General features: G+C 70.5%; 13 protein-coding genes. 11 read left to right on the forward strand and 2 right to left on the reverse strand.

What is annotated here, in order from left to right; genetic code table 11:
* The first annotated feature begins 24 nt into the window (after positions 1-24).
* The 3 genes from rpsI (at position 25) to glmM (ending at position 3,146) form a co-directional block, all read left to right on the forward strand.
* Positions 25-525 carry a 30S ribosomal protein S9 gene (rpsI, locus tag EAE32_RS04385; protein ID WP_121845085.1) on the forward strand — a complete coding sequence of 167 codons (501 nt, stop codon included), beginning with the start codon at positions 25-27 and terminating at the stop codon, positions 523-525.
* A 182-nt stretch (positions 526-707) separates the two neighbouring features.
* The gene (gene ppk2, locus EAE32_RS04390; protein WP_165860311.1) at positions 708-1,748 is read left to right on the forward strand and encodes a polyphosphate kinase 2; all 1,041 of its coding nucleotides are present in this window, start codon (positions 708-710) and stop codon (positions 1,746-1,748) included.
* A gap of 48 nt (positions 1,749-1,796) precedes the next feature.
* Complete coding sequence (gene glmM / locus EAE32_RS04395; RefSeq protein ID WP_121864280.1) at positions 1,797-3,146, forward strand: phosphoglucosamine mutase; 1,350 nt, start codon at positions 1,797-1,799, stop codon at positions 3,144-3,146.
* 139 nt (positions 3,147-3,285) lie between these two features.
* Here the strand turns inward: glmM and mscL are convergent, their stop codons facing one another.
* Positions 3,286-3,720, reverse strand: a complete 435-nt coding sequence (gene mscL, locus EAE32_RS04400) for a large conductance mechanosensitive channel protein MscL (RefSeq protein WP_121845091.1) — start codon at positions 3,718-3,720, stop codon at positions 3,286-3,288.
* Between the two features lie 110 nt (positions 3,721-3,830).
* The gene (gene coaA / locus EAE32_RS04405; RefSeq protein ID WP_121845087.1) at positions 3,831-4,787 is read right to left on the reverse strand and encodes a type I pantothenate kinase; all 957 of its coding nucleotides are present in this window, start codon (positions 4,785-4,787) and stop codon (positions 3,831-3,833) included.
* Positions 4,788-4,859: 72 nt separating this feature from the next.
* Here coaA and glmS point away from each other — a divergent pair, with 72 nt between their 5' ends.
* The 8 genes from glmS to EAE32_RS04445 all read left to right on the forward strand — a co-directional run bounded on the left by glmS (position 4,860) and on the right by EAE32_RS04445 (position 17,692).
* The gene (glmS, locus tag EAE32_RS04410) at positions 4,860-6,743 is read left to right on the forward strand and encodes a glutamine--fructose-6-phosphate transaminase (isomerizing) (RefSeq protein WP_121864281.1); all 1,884 of its coding nucleotides are present in this window, start codon (positions 4,860-4,862) and stop codon (positions 6,741-6,743) included.
* 137 nt (positions 6,744-6,880) lie between these two features.
* Positions 6,881-7,252, forward strand: a complete 372-nt coding sequence (locus tag EAE32_RS04415) for a holo-ACP synthase (protein ID WP_121864282.1) — start codon at positions 6,881-6,883, stop codon at positions 7,250-7,252.
* A complete protein-coding gene (locus EAE32_RS04420; protein ID WP_165860443.1) occupies positions 7,245-9,131 on the forward strand; it encodes a bifunctional ADP-dependent NAD(P)H-hydrate dehydratase/NAD(P)H-hydrate epimerase in 1,887 nt (628 codons plus the stop codon). Before EAE32_RS04415 ends, EAE32_RS04420 begins: the two co-directional genes overlap by 8 nt.
* An 84-nt stretch (positions 9,132-9,215) precedes the next feature.
* Positions 9,216-11,414: a glycogen debranching protein GlgX gene (glgX, locus tag EAE32_RS04425; RefSeq protein ID WP_121845869.1), complete on the forward strand. Its 2,199-nt coding sequence runs from the start codon at positions 9,216-9,218 to the stop codon at positions 11,412-11,414.
* Between the two features lie 137 nt (positions 11,415-11,551).
* Positions 11,552-13,921, forward strand: a complete 2,370-nt coding sequence (gene treY / locus EAE32_RS04430; protein ID WP_121864283.1) for a malto-oligosyltrehalose synthase — start codon at positions 11,552-11,554, stop codon at positions 13,919-13,921.
* 3 nt (positions 13,922-13,924) lie between these two features.
* On the forward strand, positions 13,925-15,745 hold the full coding sequence (gene treZ / locus EAE32_RS04435) for a malto-oligosyltrehalose trehalohydrolase (RefSeq protein ID WP_121864284.1): 1,821 nt from the start codon (positions 13,925-13,927) through the stop codon (positions 15,743-15,745).
* A 127-nt stretch (positions 15,746-15,872) separates the two neighbouring features.
* A complete protein-coding gene (gene mgrA / locus EAE32_RS04440; protein ID WP_121864285.1) occupies positions 15,873-16,964 on the forward strand; it encodes an L-glyceraldehyde 3-phosphate reductase in 1,092 nt (363 codons plus the stop codon).
* Complete coding sequence (locus tag EAE32_RS04445; RefSeq protein WP_121864286.1) at positions 16,961-17,692, forward strand: LysE family translocator; 732 nt, start codon at positions 16,961-16,963, stop codon at positions 17,690-17,692. Before mgrA ends, EAE32_RS04445 begins: the two co-directional genes overlap by 4 nt.
* The last annotated feature ends 70 nt before the right edge of the window (positions 17,693-17,762 follow it).

A 17,762-nucleotide genomic window follows, 5' to 3' on the forward strand; every position in this document is an offset into this window, starting at 1 on the left:
AACGAAGAACACATAAGGAGAATCGTGGCTCAGAACACTGACGAGCAGATCACCGAGGACGTGGAGCTGACCAGCTACACCTCCGAGTCCACCGAGTCCGCCACCGGTGCGGTCCTGTCCGAGCGCCCCGCGCTGACGGTGCCCGGCCAGGCAGTGGGCCGCCGCAAGCAGGCCGTGGCCCGCGTGCGCCTGGTCCCCGGCTCCGGCAAGTGGACCGTCAACGGCCGCAGCCTGGAGGAGTACTTCCCCAACAAGCTGCACCAGCAGGAGGTGAACGATCCGTTCACCCTCCTCGAGCTGCAGGGCGGCTACGACGTGATCGCCCGCATCTCCGGCGGCGGCCCCTCCGGCCAGGCCGGCGCGCTGCGCCTGGGCGTGGCTCGTGCGCTCAACGAGATCGACGCCGAGCACAACCGCCCGGCCCTCAAGAAGGCTGGCTTCCTCACTCGCGACGCCCGCGTCATCGAGCGCAAGAAGGCCGGTCTCAAGAAGGCCCGCAAGGCTCCGCAGTACTCCAAGCGCTAAACACGGGAACGGCCCGGCTCAGCCCAGGCGTTCTCCGACAGGGCCTCGTCCCCCGGCTTCGGCCGGGAGCCGGGGCCCTGCCCCGTGCCCGGGGTGTTTTGCGGGCAACCCACGGATGACGCGGGCGTAAAATGTGAGCCGGAGCACCGTCGCTCCCACCGCACCGTCACGAGAGGGCCCGCATGAGCAAGCAACCGGACCAGCAGCAGGAGAACGCCATCATCGAGAAGGCGGAGGACGAGGCGGCGCAGCACGTCGTCAAGGGCCACGCGGTCCAGGAGGCGCTCAAGAAGGAGCAGCACCGGGTCTCCGTGGTGGAGGACTACGCGGCGGAGCTGGACGAGATCTCCGAACTGGACAAGAAGCTCCACAAGGAGAGCGGGGTCAAGGACTCCCAGGCGTGGAAGATCGGCTACCCGTACGACGAGAAGCTGTCCCGCAAGGAGTACGAGAAGACCAAGCGCGCCCTGCAGATCGAGCTGCTGAAGCTGCAGCTGTGGATCAAGGAGACGGGCCAGAAGCTGCTCATCATCTTCGAGGGCCGTGACGCCGCCGGCAAGGGCGGGGCGATCAAGCGTTTCACCGAGCACATGAACCCCCGCGGGGCGCGTGTGGTGGCGCTGGAGAAGCCCACGGACATCGAGCAGACCCAGTGGTACTTCCAGCGCTACGTGCAGCACCTGCCCTCCGGCGGTGAGATCGTGCTCATGGACCGCTCCTGGTACAACCGCGCGGGCGTGGAGCGCGTGATGGGCTACTGCACCTCCCAGCAGTACTACGAGTTCATGCGCCAGGCGCCCGAGTTCGAACGCATGCTCGTGAACTCGGACACGCACCTCATCAAGTTCTGGTTCTCCGTGACCCGGGCGGAGCAGCTGGCACGGTTCCAGTCCCGGCGGACGGACCCGGTGCGCCAGTGGAAGCTGTCCCCCACGGACGTGGCGTCCCTGGACAAGTGGGACGACTACACCGAGGCCAAGGAGGCCATGTTCTTCTACACGGACACCGGGGACGCGCCCTGGACCGTGATCAAGTCCAACGACAAGAAGCGGGCCCGCCTGGAGGCCATGCGCCACGTGCTCAACCAGTTCGACTACCCCAACAAGGATCGCGAACTCGTGGGCGTGGTGGATTCCAGGATCGTGGGGGGCGCGTCCGACCTCACCGACGACAACGGTGCCAACCCGGACGGGTTCCCGGTGGTGCGTCCGGGCAAGGACTGAGGCGGATGCGCCGGGTTTCCCCAGCGGAGGGCCGTAGGATGATCTGCGATGTCTAGAATCTTTGGAACGGACGGCGTCCGCGGACTCGCGAACGGCCTCCTCACAGCTGAACTTGCCATGGAACTCTCGCAGGCCGCGGCGATCGTCCTGGGTCACCGTCACGCGGAGCACGGAAGGCGCCCCACGGCCGTGGTGGCCCGGGACGGCCGTGCCAGCGGGGAGTTCATCGGGGCCGCGGTCACCGCGGGTCTCGCGAGCTCCGGCGTGGACGTGTACGACGCCGGCGTGCTCCCCACTCCTGCGGCCGCGTACCTGGTGGGGGACATCGACGCCGACTTCGGCGTGATGATCTCCGCGTCCCACAACCCCGCGCCGGACAACGGGATCAAGTTCCTGGCCCACGGGGGCAAGAAGCTCCCCGACGCCGTGGAGGACAGCATCCAGGAGGTCTACGAGTCCAAGGAGTTCGTGCGCCCCACCGGGGCGGACGTGGGCCGCGTGACCCGCCTGTCCGATGCGGAGGACCGCTACATCCTCCACCTCGTGGGAGCGATTCCCAACCGCCTGGACGGGCTGTCCATCGTTCTGGACTGCGCCCACGGGGCGGCCTCGGGTGCCTCGCCGGACGCGTTCCGCGACGCAGGTGCCACCGTGCACGTGATCGGCGCGGAGCCGGACGGGTTGAACATCAACGACGGCGTGGGCTCCACGCACCTGGATCCGCTGAAGCGGGCGGTGCGCGAGCTGGGCGCGGACATGGGCATCGCCCACGACGGCGACGCCGACCGGTGCCTCGCGGTGGATCACACCGGCACCGAGGTGGACGGTGACCAGATCATGTGCATCCTGGCCCTGGCCATGAAGGATGCCGGCACGCTGCGCGAGGACACGCTCGTGGCCACGGTCATGAGCAACCTGGGCCTGCAGCTGGCGCTGCAGGACGCGGGGATCAACCTGGTCCGCACCTCCGTGGGGGACCGCTACGTCCTGGAGTCCATGGTGGCCAACGGCTACAACCTGGGTGGTGAGCAGTCCGGCCACGTGATCATGGCCGACTACGCCACCACCGGTGACGGCCTGCTCACCGGGTTGATGCTGGCCTCACGGGTGGCCCAGACGGGAATGCCGCTGCAGGAACTGGCGCGGTCCATGACCCGGATGCCCCAGGTCATGATCAACGTGAAGAACGTGGACAAGGCGGCCGCGAAGACGAGCGCCCCGGTGCTCGAGGCGGTGTCCCGCACCGAGGAGCGCCTCGGGGAGGAGGGCCGTGTGCTGCTCCGCCCCTCCGGCACCGAACCGGTGGTCCGGGTGATGGTGGAGGCCGCCACCCACGAGGACGCCCGGCGCGAGGCCGAGGAGCTGGTCTCCGTGGTGGAGGGGCACCTGAGTCTGTAGCCGGTCACCTGGTACGGGGCCCGGGGGAGACCTGTCCCGGAGCCCTGTGCCCGCGGGAGAGTCGGCAGTCGGCGCAGAGGGCCCCGCATCCGTGGTGGATGCGGGGCCCTCTGTCGTGAGCTGGGTCGTGGGGGAGGGGTCAGACGGCCGGGCCGGAGTGACGGCCCTCGGTGCGCAGGGCGTCGGGATGGGCCGTGAGCGCGTCGCGGATCTCGGTCAGCAGCACGGTGTTGGGATCCGCGGGCTCCTCGGTGGGTTCGATGCCCATGCGACGGTTGCGGCGCTCGATCATCTTGTTCATGGGCATCACGATGCAGAAGTACACGGCGGCCGCGATGAGCAGGAAGTTGACGACGGCGGTCAGCAGGACGCCGAACTTCAGCTCGTTGCCGCGCAGGGTGACCACGGCGAAGGTGTCGAAGTTGGGGGACCCCACGACGGCGGAGATGGCGGGCATGAGCACGCTCTCCACGAGGGCGTTGACGATCTTGGAGAAGGCGGCGCCGATGATGACGGCCACGGCCAGGTCCATCACGTTGCCCTTCATGATGAATTCTTTGAAACCACTAAGCATGGCGCTCACAGTACAGAGCGTCGTCAAGGATCGGGAAATCGGCGGCGTAACCTATCGCGGAACGCATGCGAAAAGCAAGGAGGCTGAGCACTTTTCCCGGCGTGCCCGGCTCAGTTCTTGCGCAGCAGCACCCGACGGATCTTGTGGTCGTGGTCCTTGGAGAGGATGAGCCGCGCCCGGCCCCGGGTGGGGCGGACGTTCTGGACGAGGTTCGGCTCGTTGATCCGGTGCCAGATGTCCGTGGCCACGTCGCGCGCCTCCTCGTCCGTGAGGCTCGCGTAGCGGTGGAAGTAGGACTCCGGGTCCGCGAAGGCGGAGGAGCGCAGCGCGCGGAAGCGGTCCACGTACCAGCTCTCGATGTCCTGGGTGCGGGCATCCACGTAGATGCTGAAGTCGAAGAAGTCGCTCAGTGCCAGGGCCGTGCGCTTGCCGCTCTCCAGCTTGGCGGGGGCGAGGACGTTGAGCCCCTCCACGATCACCACGTCCGGGCGCGTGACCACGACCTCCTCGTCCGGCAGGATGTCGTAGGTCACGTGGGAGTACTTGGGTGCGCGCACCTCGGGGGCCCCGGACTTGATCTCCGAGACGAAGCGCAGCAGCGCGCGGCGGTCGTAGGACTCGGGGAACCCCTTGCGGTCCATGAGTCCCCGCCGCTTGAGCTCGGCATTGGGGTACAGGAAGCCGTCGGTGGTGACCAGCTGGACGTTCGGGGTGGAGGGCCAGCGGGCGAGCATCTCCCGCAGCAGGCGCGCCGTGGTGGACTTGCCCGCCGCCACGGAACCGGCGATCCCGATCACGAACGGGGTGCGTGCGTGGTGCTCCCCGAGGAACGAGTTGGTCGCCGCGTTGAGCTGCGTGGAGGACATGTCGTAGAGCGTGAGCAGCCGGGAGAGGGGCAGGTACACCTCGCGCACCTCGTCCACGTCCAGGCGGTCACCGAGACCGCGCAGGTTCTCGATCTCCTGCGCGGTGAGGGGGACGTCGATCTCGTGCGAGAGACGGGACCACGTCTGGCGGTCCAGCTCCACGAAGGGAGAGACGCGCTGGGAAAGGGGGTGTGTGCTCATGCTCGGACCAGTGTAGGCCCGCGGTGGGGTGGGGAGCGTAGGGCACGATGCGTTTCCGGTACAGTGCTTCGCATGTGTGGAATTGTGGGATATGTGGGCTCAGAGCGTGCTGAGGGGCGGAAGCACACTGCACTCGACGTGATTCTCGAGGGGCTGCGCCGCCTGGAGTACCGGGGGTACGACTCCGCCGGAGTGGCCGTCATCGCGGACGGCGAGGTGGAGTACCGCAAGAAGGCGGGAAAGCTCAGCAACCTGGTGGCGGAGCTCGAGGAGCACCCGCTGCCGGAGTCGACCATCGGCATCGGGCACACCCGCTGGGCCACCCACGGCGGTCCCTCGGACGTCAACGCCCACCCCCACGTGGTGGACGGCGGCAAGCTCGCCATGATCCACAACGGGATCATCGAGAACTTCAGCGAGATCAAGCGTGAGCTGAGCGCACAGGGTGAGAGCTTCGTGTCCGAGACGGACACCGAGGTGGCCGCCGTGCTGCTTGCGCGCACGTACAACGCCCAGCCGGAGGGCCAGAAGGACCTCACGGTGGCCATGCAGGACACCTGCCGCCGCCTGGAGGGCGCCTTCACCCTGCTGGCCGTGCACGCGGACGTCCCGGACCGGGTGGTGGCAGCACGCCGCAACTCCCCGCTCGTGATCGGGCTGGGCGACGGCGAGAACTTCCTGGGCTCGGACGTCTCCGGCTTCATCGACTACACCAGGCGCGCGGTGGAGATGGGTCAGGACCAGATCGTCACCATCACCGCGGACGACTACACGATCGTGGACTTCGAGGGCAACCCGGCGCAGGGCAAGCCCTTCGACATCGAGTGGGACGCCGCGGCCGCCGAGAAGGACGGCTACCCCTCCTTCATGGAGAAGGAGATCCACGACCAGCCCGCCGCCGTGGGGGACACCCTGCTGGGCCGTCTGGACGAGAACGGCAGCCTCACGCTGGACGAGATCAAGATCGACGAGTCGGTCCTGCGCTCGATCGACAAGATCGTGGTGATCGCGTGCGGCACCGCCGCGTACGCCGGTCAGGTGGCGCGCTACGCCATCGAGCACTGGTGCCGGATCCCCACCGAGGTGGAGCTGGCCCACGAGTTCCGCTACCGGGACCCCATCGTGAACGAGAAGACCCTCGTGGTGGCCGTCTCCCAGTCCGGCGAGACCATGGACACCCTCATGGCCGTGCGCCACGCCCAGGAGCAGGGCGCCAAGGTCGTGGCCATCTGCAACACCAACGGCTCCACGATCCCCCGTGAGGCGGACGCGGTGCTCTACACCCACGCGGGTCCGGAGATCGCGGTGGCCTCCACCAAGGCGTTCCTGGCGCAGATCACGGCGGCCTACCTCCTGGGCCTGTACCTGGCCCAGCTGCGCGGCAACAAGTACAAGGACGAGATCGCGTCCCTGCTGACCGAGCTGGAGGCCATGCCCGCCAAGATCCAGCGGGTCCTGGACGAGGTGGAGCCCCGGGTCAAGGAGCTCGCCTCCGGCATGAAGGATGCCGGGTCGGTGCTCTTCCTGGGCCGCCACGTGGGCTACCCCGTGGCCATGGAGGGCGCGCTCAAGCTCAAGGAGATCGCCTACATCCACGCCGAGGGCTTCGCCGCCGGCGAGCTCAAGCACGGGCCGATCGCCCTGATCGACCAGGGCCAGCCGGTGATCGTGATCGTGCCCTCGCCGCGCGGCCGGGACTCGCTGCACGCCAAGGTGGTCTCCAACATCCAGGAGATCCGCGCGCGCGGGGCCGAGACCATCGTGATCGCCGAGGAGGGGGACGAGGCGGTGCGCGAGTTCGCCAACCACGTCTTCCACGTCCCCGAGGCGCCCACCCTGCTGCAGCCGCTGCTGGCGACCGTCCCCCTGCAGATCTTCGCGTGCGAGCTCGCGGGAGCCAAGGGCTACGACGTGGACCAGCCGCGCAACCTGGCCAAGTCCGTCACGGTCGAGTAGACCGCGGCGGCCCCGGCCCACGACGGCGGGTGACGTCTCCCACGGGAGACGTCACCCGCCGTCGTCGTCTGCGAGGGCGGGCGACGACGCCGCGGGGCCGCCCGTGCGGGTCGGAGGGCGTGGGTAGGCTGGCCCGCATGATCGTGGGAACCGGCGTGGACATCGTGGACATCGCGCGCTTCGAGAGACAGCTCGCCCGCACGCCGCGGCTGCGCGAGCGGCTGTTCGCGCCGCACGAGCGCGAGCTGCCGCTGCGTTCGCTGGCCGCGCGGTTCGCCGTGAAGGAGGCCGCGGCCAAGGCGCTGCAGGCGCCTCCGGGAATGGTCTGGCAGGACTGCTGGACCACGAACGGCGAGCACGGCGCACCTCGGCTGCACACCACGGGCACCGTGGCCGAGCAGCAGCGGCGCCTCGGTGTGGAGTCCTGGCACGTGAGCATCTCCCACGACGGCGGCATGGCCGTGGCGTTCGTCGTGGCCGAGGGACAGGGAGGAACCCGCGGTGATTGAGGCGTATTCCGGTGACCAGGTGCGCGCTGCCGAGCAGCCGTCGCTGGACGGCGGGCTGGGCGGCACGCTCATGCGGCGCGCGGCCCGCGGTCTGGCCCGGGTGTGCGAGGATCAGCTGAGGCGGGTCAACCCCCAGGGGTTGCTGCGCGGTGGCTCCGCCGTGCTCCTGGTGGGATCCGGCAACAACGGCGGGGACGCGCTCTGGGCCGGCGCCTTCCTGAGAGGTCGGGGCGTGGCCGTGACCGCCGTGCTCACGGGCTCGCGGGTCCACCAGGAGGGTCTGGCTGTCCTTCGGCGTGCGGGCGGCAGGGTGCTGCGGCTCGTGGCCGAGGACGACCCGCACGGGGGCGGTGCCACGGAGCTGCCGGCCGACGTCGCCGAGGTTCCCACCACCGCCGTGCCCGGGGTCGTGTCGCTCATGTGCTCGGCGCAGCTCGTGGTGGACGGGATGCTCGGAACCGGTGGTCACGGTGGGCTGCGCGGGCTTCCGGCGCAGCTGGTGACGGCTTTCGCCGCGCGGCGCGACGGCGCGGCTCCACGGGTGAGCGCCACTGTCGCGGAGGGCGCCGCCCACCGATCGGAGAACACCGCCCGCCGTCCGGGGGGCACCGTCCGCGGGGCGGGCGCCCCGGTGCCGTTCCCGGAACGGACTCCCCGGATCGTGGCCTGCGACCTGGTCTCGGGTGTCTCCGCGGACACCGGCGAGGCCCCGGGGCCGGTGCTGCGCGCACACGCCACGGTGACGTTCGGTGCCGCCAAGACCGGACACGTGGTGGCTCCGGGGGAGCAGGCCGCGGGCGAGCTCACGGTGGTCCCCATCGGCATCGAGGACGAGCTGGGCGAGGCCGCGGTGCACCGGCTCCAGGCGCAGGACGTCCTCGCCGCGTGGCCGCGCCCCGGGGCCACGGACACCAAGTACACGCGCGGGGTGCTGGGTGTGGTGGCCGGTGCTCCCAGCTACCCGGGTGCCGCGATCATGTGCACCCAGGCGGCCGTGAACGCGGGCGCCGGGATGGTCCGCTTCCTGGGTGACGCCGCCGCCCGCGCCATGGTGCTGGCCCGCAGCCCCGAGGTGGTGTGCTCCGACGACCAGCCCTGGGACGTGCACGTCCAGGCCTGGCTGGCCGGACCGGGCGTGGTGGGGGACGAGTCCCAGACCGCCCGGGTGCAGGCCGTGATCGAGGCGCCGGAACCCGCCGTTCTGGACGCGGGCGCGCTCGACGCCGCCGCGCGCTCGGTGGCCGATGCCCGCCTGGGTCCGCACAAGATCCTCACCCCGCACGCGGGAGAGCTGTCGCAGATCTTCGAGTGGCTGCACGGCTTCGGGCTGAGCCCCAGCCGCGTGGAACGCACGGACATCGAAGCGAACCCGCTGCACTGGGCCCGTGAGGCGGCGCGTCTCACCGGGGCCACGGTGCTGCTCAAGGGTGCCACCACGGTGATCGCCTCGCCCGTGGCGGCGACCTCGGCCGGGGGTGGAGACCGTGTCCAGTGCGGTGAAGAGGGCGGTTCCCGGGGCGAGGACGGCGTCCGTGCCCCAGCGCGCGGCGGAACGGACGCGTGGACGGGCGCGGCGGCGTCGTCCTCCGGGGCGGGCGGGTGCCTGTGCCTGAGCGTGGGGGACGCGAGCCCCTGGCTGGCCACGGCCGGGTCGGGGGACACCATGGCCGGGGTCCTGGGCACCGTGCTGGCGCACGTGGCCGAGCACCCGGACGCGCTGTCACCGCTGGGGGACTGGGCGTGCGGCGAGGGCCGGTGGGCGGCCGCCGCCGCGCTCGGGGCGGGGCTGCACGCGGTGGCGTCACGTGCCCACGGCGAGGGCCCCGTGCCCCCGTCCGTGCTCGCGGAGAGCGTCCGCGAGGTCCTCACCCGTCCGTGAGTGTCACCCCGAGGCACTATGGTGGGGGGTTGGCCGAGAGCGGGGAGACCGTGCTCGGCCCCACGACACCCTGAGGAGAAGCACATGGAAGTTTGGCCCGGACACCCGTACCCGCTGGGCGCCACATTCGACGGCACGGGGACCAATTTCACGCTCTTCTCCGAGGTCGCGGACCGCGTGGAGCTGTGCCTGTTCGAGGAGGACGGCACGGAGACCCGCGTGGAGGTCACCGCCGTGGACAGCTACGTGTGGCACTGCTACCTCCCCTCGGTGCAGCCCGGTCAGCGCTACGGCTACCGCGTGCACGGCCCGTGGGACCCGTCCCAGGGCCTGCGCTGCAACCCGGACAAGCTGCTGCTGGACCCCTATGCCAAGGCCGTGGAGGGCGGGATCGACTGGGACGAGTCCCTGTTCTCCTACCACTTCGGCGACGAGGACTCCGAGAACCACCAGGACTCCGCGCCCCACATGATGAAGGCCGTGGTGATCAACCCGTTCTTCGACTGGGAGGGTGACCGCACGCCGCACACCCCCTACCACAAGTCCGTGATCTACGAGGCGCACGTCAAGGGGCTCACCGAGCAGCACCCCGAGGTCCCCGAGGAGCAGCGCGGCACCTACGCGGGCGTGTCCCACCCGTCCGTGATCGCCCACCTCAAGAAGCTCGGCGTCACCGCGGTGGAACTGATGCCCGTGCACCAGTTCGTGCAGGACTCCACCCTGCTGGAGAAGGGACTGCGCAACTACTGGGGCTACAACACGATCGCGTTCTTCGCCCCGCACAACGAGTACAGCGCCGCCTCCCACCTGGGCAGCCAGGTGCAGGAGTTCAAGGCCATGGTCCGCGCCCTGCACCAGGCGGACATCGAGGTCATCCTGGACGTGGTCTACAACCACACCGCCGAGGGCAACCACATGGGCCCCACGCTGTCCATGAAGGGCATCGACAACAACGCCTACTACCGCACCGTGGACGACGACCACAAGTTCTACATGGACTACACGGGCACGGGGAACTCGCTCAACGTGCGCCACCCGCACTCCCTGCAGCTGATCATGGACTCGCTGCGCTACTGGGTCACCGAGATGCACGTGGACGGCTTCCGCTTCGACCTCGCGGCCACGCTCGCGCGCGAGTTCTACGACGTGGACAAGCTCTCCACGTTCTTCGAGCTCGTCCAGCAGGATCCGATCGTCTCCCAGGTCAAGCTCATCGCGGAGCCCTGGGACATCGGTCCCGGCGGCTACCAGGTGGGCAACTTCCCCCCGCAGTGGACCGAGTGGAACGGCAAGTACCGGGACACCGTGCGCGACTTCTGGCGAGGGGAGCCCGCCACCCTGGGCGAGTTCGCGTCCCGCGTGACCGGCTCCGCCGACCTCTACGAGAACAGCGGCCGCCGCCCGTTCGCCTCCGTCAACTTCGTCACGGCCCACGACGGCTTCACGCTGCGGGACCTCGTGTCCTACAACGAGAAGCACAACGCCGCCAACGGCGAGGACAACAACGACGGCGAGTCCCACAACCGCTCGTGGAACTGTGGGGAGGAGGGCCCCACGGACGACGCCGAGGTGCTGGCCCTGCGGGCCCGCCAGCAGCGCAACTTCCTGGCCACCCTCATGCTCTCGCAGGGCACGCCCATGCTGCTGCACGGCGACGAGCTGGGCCGCACCCAGAAGGGCAACAACAACACGTACTGCCAGGACAACGAGCTGACCTGGATCAACTGGGAGAAGGTGGACTCCCCGCTGGTGGAGTTCACGGCTGCGATCACCCGGCTGCGCCACGAGCACCCCACGTTCCGGCGCTCGCAGTTCTTCGACGGCCGGCCCGTGGACATGGGCGAGCTGGGCGAGGGCGATCCCATGCCGGACATCGCGTGGCTCAACACGGACGGCACCCCGATGGTCCCCTCGGACTGGGACGAGCCCCTGGCCCGTGCGGTGGGCATGTGGCTCAACGGCCAGGGCATCGCGGGCGTGGACATGCGCGGCCGCCGGATCACGGACGACAACTTCATCGTGTACTTCAACTCCAACCCGGAGACCGTGGAGGTGACCCTGCCCCCGGCCGAGTACGGCGAGAAGTGGGAGGAGATCCTGGACACCGCCGGTGAGCACTCGGACGGCGAGGTGCGCGAGCACTCCACCGTGCTGAGCATGGCCGGGAAGTCCACCGTGATGCTGCGCGCGTGGGAGGAGCCCGAGGCGGAACCGGACGCGTCCGTGGCGGCCTCCGTGGCGGCGTCGGCAGCCGTGTACGCGGAGACCCCGGAGCTGCCCTGAGAGCCTGGTGCCCGGCGGCGCCGCCCGGCACCCGCTCGGTTGGTGGGGCGGGGCGGCGTCGTCGTGCGAAGGGCCGGGGAGTCTCGCCCACGGCGGATGGACTGGCACGAGAGCGCGCACTCGGCAAGACTGGAACGGTGCTGACACCCACTTCCACGTACCGGTTGCAAATCACGTCCCAGCAGGACCTCCACCGAGCGGCGGAGCTGGTCCCGTACATCCACCACCTGGGGGCGGACTGGATCTACCTTTCCCCCATCCTGCGCGCCACGAGCGGCTCCGACCACGGCTACGACGTGGTGGACCCCACGGAGGTGGACCCGGAGCGCGGCGGCTCCGCGGGGCTCACGGCACTGTCCGAGGCCGCGCACGCGGCGGGCATGGGTGTGGTGGTGGACATCGTCCCGAACCACCAGGGCGTGGCCGAACCGCGGCAGAACCCGTGGTGGTGGTCCCTGCTCGCCGAGGGGCGGCAGAGCCCGTACGCCGAAGCCTTCGACGTGGACTGGGAGGCCGGGCACGGCAAGGTGCTCATCCCCGTGCTGGGGGACGGTGACGAGGACCTCTCGGCCCTCTCGGTGCAGGACGGCACCCTGCGCTACTACGACAACGTGTACCCCCTGGCTGACGGCACGTACTCCGACGGGGACGACCCCGCCGAGGTGCACGGGCGTCAGCACTACGAGCTGGTGAACTGGCGCCGCGGCGACTCCGAGCTGAACTACCGCCGGTTCTTCACCGTGGCCACCCTCGCGGGCGTGCGCGTGGAGGATCCCCGGGTCTTCGACGAGTCCCACCAGGAGGTCTCCCGGTGGTTCCGCGAGGGCCTGGTGGACGGGCTGCGGATCGACCACCCGGACGGGGTGCGCGATCCGCGCGGCTATCTGGACGCGCTGGCCGAGCTCACGGGTGGTGCGTGGACGGTGGTGGAGAAGATCCTGGAGCCGGGGGAGCACCTGCCCTCGGACTGGCGCACCGCCGGCACCACGGGCTACGACTCGCTGGGCTGGATCGACCGTGTGCTCACGGACGCCCGGGGGCACTACGAGCTCGCCTCCCTGGACACGAAGCTGCGCGGCGGGGACCCGGTGCGCTGGGACGAGCTGATCCACGGCACCAAGCGCCGCATGGCGGACGAGGGCCTGGCCGCGGAGATCCACCGCCTGGTCCGCGAGCTGCCCGCCGACTTTCCGCACGACGCCCCGGTGGCCTACGACGGCCTCGCGGAGATCGTCTCGAACTTCCCCGTGTACCGCACGTACCTCCCGGAGGGTGCGGAGCACCTGCGCGAGGCCGTGGCGGCGGCACGCGAGCGGCGTCCGGAGCTGGACGAGGTGCTCACGGATCTCGCGGCCGTCCTGGGCGCGGACGCCACCCGCGAGGAGGATCTCGCGGAGGTGGCACGCCGCTTCCAGCAGACCTCCGGGATGGTCATGGCCAAGGGCGTGGAGGACACCGCGTTCTACCGCTTCACGAAGCTGACCTCCCTCACCGAGGTGGGTGGGGACCCCTCGGTGTTCTCCCTGGACCCGGCGGAGTTCCACGCGGAGGCCGCCCGGCGCCAGCGGGAGTCGCCCGCCACCATGAATGCGCTGACCACCCACGACACCAAGCGCTCCGCCGCCGTGCGCGCGCGGCTCACCGTGCTCTCCGAGCTGCCGCGGATGTGGTCCGAGACCGTGTCCACGCTCGTGCACCGGGCCGGGGACGCCGGGATCGCGCTGACGGACGGCCCCGCCGTGAACCTCGTGCTGCAGGCCGTGGTGGGGGCGTGGCCGCTCGAGCGGGACCGCGCCGTGGACTACGCCATGAAGGCCGTGCGCGAGGCCTCCGTGTCCACCGCGTGGGTGGACGGGGACGAGGAGTTCGAGCGGGAGCTCACGCGCTTCATCGACTTCCTCTTCACGGACCCCCGGGCGCGCGGTGTGGTGGAGGGCTGCGTGGCCCGTGTCAGCGAGCCGGGCTGGGCCAACGCCCTGGCGGCCACCGCCCTGCAGCTGACCCTGCCCGGCGTCCCGGACGTCTACCAGGGCCAGGAGCTCTGGGAGCCCTCCCTCGTGGACCCGGACAACCGGCGTCCCGTGGACTTCGCGGCGCGCGAGGAGATGCTCTCCGGGCTCGACGCCGCCGTTCCCGGCTCCGCGGCCGGCACCCCGGCCGTGGACGGGACCGGTGCGGCGCGGATGCTGCTGACCTCCCGTGCCCTGCGGCTGCGCCGCGAGCATCCCGAGCTGTTCACGGACTACACCCCGCTGGAGTTCACGGGCGCGCTCGCCGAACACGCCCTGGGCTTCGACCGCGGTGGGGCAGCCACGGTGGTCACTCGTTTCCCCGCCACCCTGGCGGCCGAGGGCGGTTTCACGGACGAGACCGTGGAGCTGGCCCCCGGCACGTGGCAGGACGTGCTCACCCACCGCGAGTTCACGGCCGCCCAGGACGCGCCCGTCACGCTCGCCGACCTCCTCGACACCTACCCCGTGGCGATCCTGCGCCGGAAGGACGGCTGAACCATGAGCACCGACCACCGCTTCGACGTCTGGGCACCCCACGCCCGCAAGGTCACCGTCCGCATCGAGGGTGAGGACCACCCCATGGCGGGCCTCACGGACCGCCCCGGCTGGTGGACCCTCCCGGAGGACGCCGCCGCCCCCCATGGCACCGTGCGCTACGGCTACATCCTCACCAAGACCTTCGACGAGGGCACCCCGAAGGAGCGTGAGCAGGTCTCGGACGTGCTCCCGGACCCGCGCTCACGTCGCCAGCCGCAGGGCGTGCACGAGCTCTCGTGCACGTTCGACCCGGACGCCTTCGAGTGGCACGACGCCGCGTTCCACCCCCGCCCGCTGCAGGACTCGGTGCTGTACGAGCTGCACCCGGGCACGTTCACCCCGGAGGGCACGCTGGACGCCGCGATCGGGCGGCTCGACCACCTGGTGGACCTGGGTGTCACCGCGGTGGAGCTGCTGCCGGTCAACGGCTTCAACGGCGAGCACAACTGGGGCTACGACGGGGTCGCCTGGTACACCGTGGCCGAGCCCTACGGCGGCCCGGAGGCCTACCAGCGCTTCGTGGACGCGTGCCACACCAGGGGCCTCTCGGTGATCCAGGACGTGGTCTACAACCACCTGGGGCCGAGCGGCAACTACCTGCCCCTGTTCGCGGACTACTTCAAGCCCGGCGCCTCCAGCTGGGGGGACCTCATCAACCTGGACGGCTGGGGTGCGGACGGGGTGCGCGAGTACATCCTGGACAACGTCACCATGTGGCTGCGGGACTACCACGTGGACGGCTTCCGCCTGGACGCCGTGCACGCGCTCGTGGACGCCCGGGCGAAGCACATCCTGGAGGAGATCGCGGAGCGCGTGGCCGCGGAGTCCGCACGCACGGGCAAGGACCTGGTGACCATCGCCGAGTCCGACCTCAACGACCCCCGCATGGTCGCCGCCACGGACCGGCACGGGCTGGGGATGGACGCCCAGTGGCTCGACGACGTCCACCACGCCGCGCACACCGCGTTCACGGGGGAGACGCACGGCTACTACGGGGACTTCGCCTCCCTGCACGCCCTCGAGAAGACCATGCACACCGCGTACTTCCACAACGGGACGTACTCCACGTTCCGTGGCCGCTCCCACGGCCGGGAGATCGATCCCGCGGAGCAGCGGCCCTGGCAGTTCGTCACGTTCCTGCAGAACCACGACCAGGTGGGCAACCGCGCGGCCGGTGACCGGATGAACCACTCCATGAGCACGGACCGGGCCATTGCCGCGGCCACGTGGCTCATGACCCAGCCGTTCACCCCCATGCTGTTCATGGGGGAGGAGTTCGGGGCGAGCACCCCGTGGCAGTTCTTCACCGCGCACCCGGAGCCCGAGCTGGGTGAGGCCGTGGCGAAGGGCCGCAAGGCGGAGTTCGCGCAGATGGCGTGGGACCACGACACCGTGCCGGATCCGCAGGACCCGGCCACGTTCGAGCGCTCCAAGCTGCGCTGGGACGAGGTCCACGAGGGCGAGCACGAACGGATCTTCGCCGCGTACCGGGACCTGATCCGGCTGCGCCGCGAGACCCCCGAGCTCACCGACCAGCGCTGGGACACCGTGGCCACCCAGGCCAGTGACGACGAGCAGTGGTTCGTGCTCAAGCGCATGAGCGAGCCCGAGTCCGGGCACGGCGTGGTCGTCGCGATCAACCTCGGGAACGGGCCGAGGAACCTGCCCCTCATGGGCGGGGACGAGCCCCAGCTGCTGTTCACCAGCGGTGCGGGCCCCGAGCCGGGCACCGAGGGCACGGTCCGCGTGGCCCCGGAGACCGCCGTGGTGCTGCGGGTCTGAGACCGCGGCAGGGCCGGGGCCCGTCCACGGGCCCGATCCTGCCCGACGCCGCGCAGGTGCGCGGGCGGCGTCGGGCGCCGTCACCCCGGTGCCGCGTGCAGCACCGAGCGGTGGCACACTGGGAACCATGCTGATCTATGGTGACGACACCGTGTGGACCCCCGCCGAGGACCGCTACGAGACCATTCCGTACCGCCGCGTGGGGGAGTCCGGGCTGAAGCTGCCCGCCGTCTCCCTGGGGCTGTGGCACAACTTCGGGGACGACAAGCCCGTGGCCGGGATGCGTGCCACGCTGCGCCGCGCGTTCGACCTGGGCATCACCCACTTCGACCTGGCCAACAACTACGGCCCGCCCGCGGGCGCGGCCGAGGTCAACTTCGGCCGGCTGCTCAAGGAGGACTTCGCGGGCCGTCGGCACGAGCTGGTGATCTCCTCCAAGGCCGGGTGGGACATGTGGCCGGGCCCGTACGGGGACGTGGGCGGGTCGCGGAAGTACCTGGTGACCTCCCTGGACCAGTCGCTGGAGCGCATGGGCCTGGACCATGTGGACGTCTTCTACCACCACCGCCCGGACCCGGACACCCCGCTCGAGGAGACCATGCAGGCGCTCGACCACATCGTGCGCTCCGGGCGGGCCACGTACGTGGGCGTGTCCTCCTACGGCGCGGACCTCACGCTGGAGGCCCAGCGGATCATGCGCGAGCTGGGCATCCCGCTGGTCATCCACCAGCCCTCGTACTCCATGCTCAACCGCTGGATCGAGGAGCCGGACGAGCGCGCGGGCGGCAGGAACCTGCTGGGCGCCCTCACCGAGGCGGGGATGGGGTCCATCTGCTTCACCCCGCTCGCGCAGGGCATGCTCACGGACAAGTACCTCAACGGCGTGCCCGAGCACTCGCGCGCGGCGGAGGGCAAGTCCCTGGACCCCGAGTGGCTCAGCGAGCAGACACTGGAGCAGATCCGCGAGCTCAACACCATGGCGCAGGACCGCGGCCAGACCCTGGCCCAGATGGCGATCGCCTGGACCCTGCGGCCGCAGGAGTCCGGGCAGGTCACCTCCGCGCTGGTGGGGGCGTCCTCGGCCCGCCAGATCGAGGACTCCGCCCGTGCCGTGGCGAACCTGGAGTTCTCCGAGGACGAGCTGCGGCGCATCGACGAGCTCGTCACGGACGCCGGTGTCAACATCTGGCGCACGGCCACGGACTCCAAGCGCGCATGACGGGTGGGCAGTACGCGGCGCTGCTCGGGCTGTGGATCGCGGGGATCGTGGTCCCCGGTCCGGACATCTTCCTGATCCTGCGCAACGCGTTCCTGTCCTCGCGGCGCAGCGCGCTGTTCACCGCGCTCGGGGTCATGGTGGGCAACGTCGCCTGGATCACGCTGTCGCTGCTGGGCGTGACGGTGCTCATCAGCGGCAACCCCGTGCTCAAGCTGGTGGTCCAGGTGGGCGGCGCCCTGTTCCTCGCCCGCATGGGGTACGGGGCGCTGCGGGCCGGGCTGGCGTCCCGGACCGCGGCACCGCAGGGGGCCACGGTCCCGCACGACGAGGCCGCGGTGCAGCCCCTGCTCGCCGAGGACCAGGCGGTCGAGGCGGAGCTCGCCGGTCAGGGGCGGACCCGGTTCCTGGGCCCGTCCCACCTGACCCCGTGGCGGGCGCTCGCCCAGGGCACCGTGACGAACCTTGCCAACGCCAAGGCCGTGGTGTTCTTCGTGGCCCTGTTCGGTTCCGTGGTCCCCACGGACATCGCGTGGTGGGAGACGCTCACGGTGCTCGGGATGCTCGTGGCGGTGGGCCTGGCGTGGTTCCTGGCCGTGGCGTGGGTGGGCTCCGTCCCGGCCCTCGCCCGCCGGTTCCAGGCCCGCACTGCGGAGGTGGAGATCGTCTCCGGAGTGGTTTTCCTGCTCGTGGCGGCGGGACTGCTCGTGGAGGTGCTGCTGGGCGTGTGAGGCGCGCGTGCGGCGTCGTCGTGGGCGGTGCGGGGTGCGGTGGAGCCCCGCGGCCTGCGTAGACTGTGAT

Source organism: Kocuria tytonicola (assembly GCF_003687175.1).
GTDB classification, from domain to species: domain Bacteria; phylum Actinomycetota; class Actinomycetes; order Actinomycetales; family Micrococcaceae; genus Kocuria; species Kocuria tytonicola.